This is a genomic window from Myxococcus sp. CA039A, from assembly GCF_013336645.1.
Classification (GTDB): Bacteria; Myxococcota; Myxococcia; order Myxococcales; family Myxococcaceae; genus Myxococcus; species Myxococcus llanfairpwllgwyngyllgogerychwyrndrobwllllantysiliogogogochensis.
In genome coordinates this window covers 1-3,747 of the sequence record NZ_JABUMQ010000552.1, presented here as the reverse complement: position 1 = coordinate 3,747, position 3,747 = coordinate 1, and the positions used below count along the sequence as shown (strand labels likewise).

The 3,747-nt window shown below is 69.3% G+C and carries 2 protein-coding genes; one reads left to right on the top strand and one right to left on the bottom strand.

Annotated elements, in window-relative coordinates; genetic code table 11:
• The first annotated feature begins 147 nt into the window (after positions 1-147).
• Entirely contained in the window at positions 148-2,241 is a 2,094-nt protein-coding gene (locus HR086_RS45460; protein ID WP_174468775.1) for a thioredoxin domain-containing protein, read from the top strand.
• A 126-nt stretch (positions 2,242-2,367) separates the two neighbouring features.
• On the opposite strand, the gene HR086_RS45455 is transcribed toward HR086_RS45460, so the two are convergent.
• The coding region (locus tag HR086_RS45455) for a transglutaminase family protein (RefSeq protein ID WP_254626746.1) at positions 2,368-3,747 on the bottom strand (1,380 nt) is incomplete at its 5' end.

The window sequence follows — 3,747 nt, the reverse complement described above, 5'->3', positions numbered from 1 at the left end:
GGGGCGGGGGCGGGGGAAACCATGCTCACGTCTTGGGCCCAGCGTACCTCGCTCCCGTTCTCCAGTGGAGGGTTGTGCCCTTGGGGCTTGCCGTGTTTTCCCGGGCTCCGTATGCCGTGCCGTGGCCGTCCCTTGCTTGGAGTCCGCATGTCCTCCCACCCTCCGTCGTCAGGTTCCTCCAACCGTCTGGCCCAGGAGCCGTCGCCGTACCTGCGCCAGCATGCCGGCAATCCCGTGGACTGGTTTGCCTGGGGGGACGAGGCGCTCGCGCGAGCGCGGGCGGAGGACAAGCCCATCCTGCTCTCCGTGGGCTACTCCGCGTGCCATTGGTGTCACGTGATGGCGCACGAGTCCTTCGAGTCGCCCGAGACGGCGCGGCTGATGAACGAGGGCTTCATCAACATCAAAGTGGACCGCGAGGAGCGGCCGGACCTGGACCAGATCTACCAGGGCGTGGTGCAGCTGTTGGGGCAGGGTGGGGGCTGGCCGCTGACGGTGTTCCTCACGCCGGACCTGAAGCCCTTCTACGGAGGCACCTACTTCCCGCCCGAGGACCGCTACGGGCGCCCCGGCTTCCCCCGGCTGCTGATGGCACTGCGGGACACGTGGGAGAACAAGCGCGAGGAAGTGAAGCGGCAGGCGGAGCAGTTCGAGGAGGGGTTGGGCGAGCTGGCCGCGTACGGACTTGATGCGGCGCCCGGAGTGTTGACGGCGGCGGACGTGGTGGCGATGGGCAAGCGCATGGTGCAGCAGGTGGACCTGGTGCATGGCGGCTTCGGCGGCGCGCCCAAGTTCCCCAACCCGATGAACTTCTCCCTGCTGCTGCGCGCCTGGAGGCGTGGGGGCGGCGCGCCGCTGCGGGACGCGGTGTTCCTCACGCTGGAGCGCATGGCGCTGGGGGGCATCTATGACCAGCTCGGTGGCGGCTTCCATCGCTACTCGGTGGACGCGCGGTGGTTGGTGCCGCACTTCGAGAAGATGCTCTACGACAACGCGCAGCTCGTGCACCTGTACGCGGAGGCGCAGCAGGTGGAGCCTCGGCCGCTGTGGCGCAAGGTGGTGGAGGAGACGGTGGAGTACGTGCGCCGCGAGATGACCGACGCGGGCGGCGCCTTCTACGCCGCGCAGGACGCGGACAGCGAGGGCGAGGAGGGGAAGTTCTTCGTGTGGCGTCCGGAGGAGCTTCAGGCGGTGCTGCCTCCGGCGCGCGCGGAGCTGGTGACGCGTCACTTCCGCGTCACGTCCCAGGGCAACTTCGAGCACGGGGCCACGGTGCTGGAGGTCGTGGTGCCGGCGGAGTTGCTGGCGCGCGAGCGGGGCCTGCCGGTGGAGGAGGTCGAGCGCGAGCTGGCGGAGGCGCGCCGGGTGTTGTTCGAGGCGCGCGAGAAGCGGGTGAAGCCGGGCCGGGATGACAAGCTGCTGGCGGGCTGGAACGGGTTGATGATTCGCGGGCTGGCGCTGGCCGCGCGTGTCTTCGAGCGTCCGGACTGGACGAAGCTCGCGGTGTCCGCCGCGGACTTCGTGCTGGCGAAGATGTGGGACGGGACGCGGCTGGCGCGCTCGTACCAGGAGGGGCAGGCGCGCATCGATGGCTTCCTCGAGGACTATGGGGACCTGGCCTCGGGGCTCACCGCGCTCTATCAGGCCACGTTCGACGTGAAGTACCTGGAGGCCGCCGAGGCGCTGGTGAAGCGCGCGGTGGAGCTGTTCTGGGATGAGGCGAAGCGGGCGTACTTCACCGCGCCACGTGGCCAGAAGGACCTGGTGGTGGCGACCTATGGCCTGTTCGACAACGCGTTTCCGTCCGGGGCATCCACGCTGACGGAGGCGCAGGTGGCGCTGGCCGCGCTCACGGGGAACGAGCGGCACCTGGAGCTTCCGGCGAAGTACGTGGGGAAGATGCGCGAGGGACTGGTGGCCAATGCGATGGGCTACGGCTACCTGGGGCTCGCGGCGGACTCGCTCTTGGACGGCGCGGCGGGCGTGACGTTTGCTGGGGCGCGCGACGCGGTGGCGCCGCTCTTGAGCGCGGCGAACCATGTCTATGCGCCGACGTTCGCCTTCGGCTGGAAGGAGGCGGGCAAGCCCGCGCCCGCGCTGCTCAAGGAGTTGTTCGAGGGGCGCGAGCCGGTGGGCGGGCAGGGCGCCGCGTACTTGTGCCGGGGCTTTGCTTGCGAGCGGCCCCGTACGGACGCGAAGGAGCTGGCTGAGCGCCTGACGGAGACTCCCCCGGGAACGTAAGCGGCGAGCGCGGAACGTGAGGCCCGCGCTCTGAATGGGCGGGTCCAGCGCTTCACCTCGTAAGGTGGCCCGCTCTGTCTCGGCGGGCGCGGGCCGGTGAGGCCCGCGTGCTTCCGCGAGCCAGGACTACTTGACCTCGGTCACCTTCAGCGTGCCGATGAGGGGCGTGATTTCGGCGTTCCCCTCGTAGCCGAAGGCGAAGTGCGTGGCGTCCGCGACGGGCTGGTTGAACGTCGGGTCCAACTGCGTCCACTCACCCACGAACGCCTCCACCCACTCGTGCCAGTAGAGCGCGGGCACGCCGTCCTGGTTCACCATGTAGATGACCCCATCCACGCGCCGAGCGGGGATGCCCGCCGCGCGCAGCAGCGCCACGGACAACAGCGAGTGCTCCGTGCAGTCCCCACGCTTCTGGCGCAGCACATCCGTGGCCCGGTCCGCGCTGGCCCCGTAGTCCTTCTCCAGATGCGTGGCCACCCACGTGTTCACCTTCTGCGCCGCGCGGTACGCGTCCTTCTCGTCACCGATAATCTTCTTCGACTGCTCGCGGATGGCCGGGGCATCGCTCTCCACGATGAGGTTGGACTTGAGGTTCTCCCCCCCATCCGGGTCCGCCACCGGTCGCGGCTTGCGCGCCGCCGTCGAGGGCGCGGCGGCCTGCAACGTCACCTCCACGCTCCCATCCGGCCGCGCGGCGAACTTCTGCCGGTACGTCCCCACGCGGAACTTCTCCGGCAGGCCCGTCACCACCAGCTTCACATTGCCAGGCACCGCCCGCGCGGACTCCGGCAGCGGCTTGGGCAGCACCACGCGGGTGAGGCCAAACACCTCCACCAAATCCATGCGCTTGGCGACGGCCTCCGTCTCTTTGCGCGCCTGCATCGTCTGGCCAAAGTCCACCAGCACCATCTCCCCGCGCTGGGTGACGTAGGAGACCACCGGCACCTTCTCCTTCTGCGAAATGCTGCTGGCCTTGCCCAGCTTCACCTTCACGCCGTTCACCGTCCGCTGCTCGGCGGGCTCCATGGTGGTGGTGAGCCCGTACGTCTCCAGGTCCATCCCATCCAGCACGAAGCCGTCCACCTTCGCCTTACGAGCCAGCGCCACGCGCGCCTGGTCCGCGTCCTCGACGCGCTCCTTCGTCGCGGCCACCGGCAGCACCTCGTCCGCGTGGCCCAAACGCTTGCGCACCACGCGCATGCCACCCTCGGGCGTGGCCGTGCCCTCCAGCGTCTGGTCCCCACCGTCGCCTCGCTGCACCACGCTGAAGGACAGCAGGCGTCCGCCGGGCTTCGCCTCGTAGACGCGCTCCTCGCGGTGGTTGCGCTCCGACAGGCGCGTACCGACGAGCGCCTTGAATACGAGCTGGTTGATGCTCTTCACCCGCGCCGGCTCACCGGGCATCACCACCAGGTCCGTGAAGAGCCAGCCCACCTTCTTGTCCATGAGGTACAGACCGAAGAACTCGCCACCCTGGGGGCGGGGAGCCTTCACCACGTCGGACAA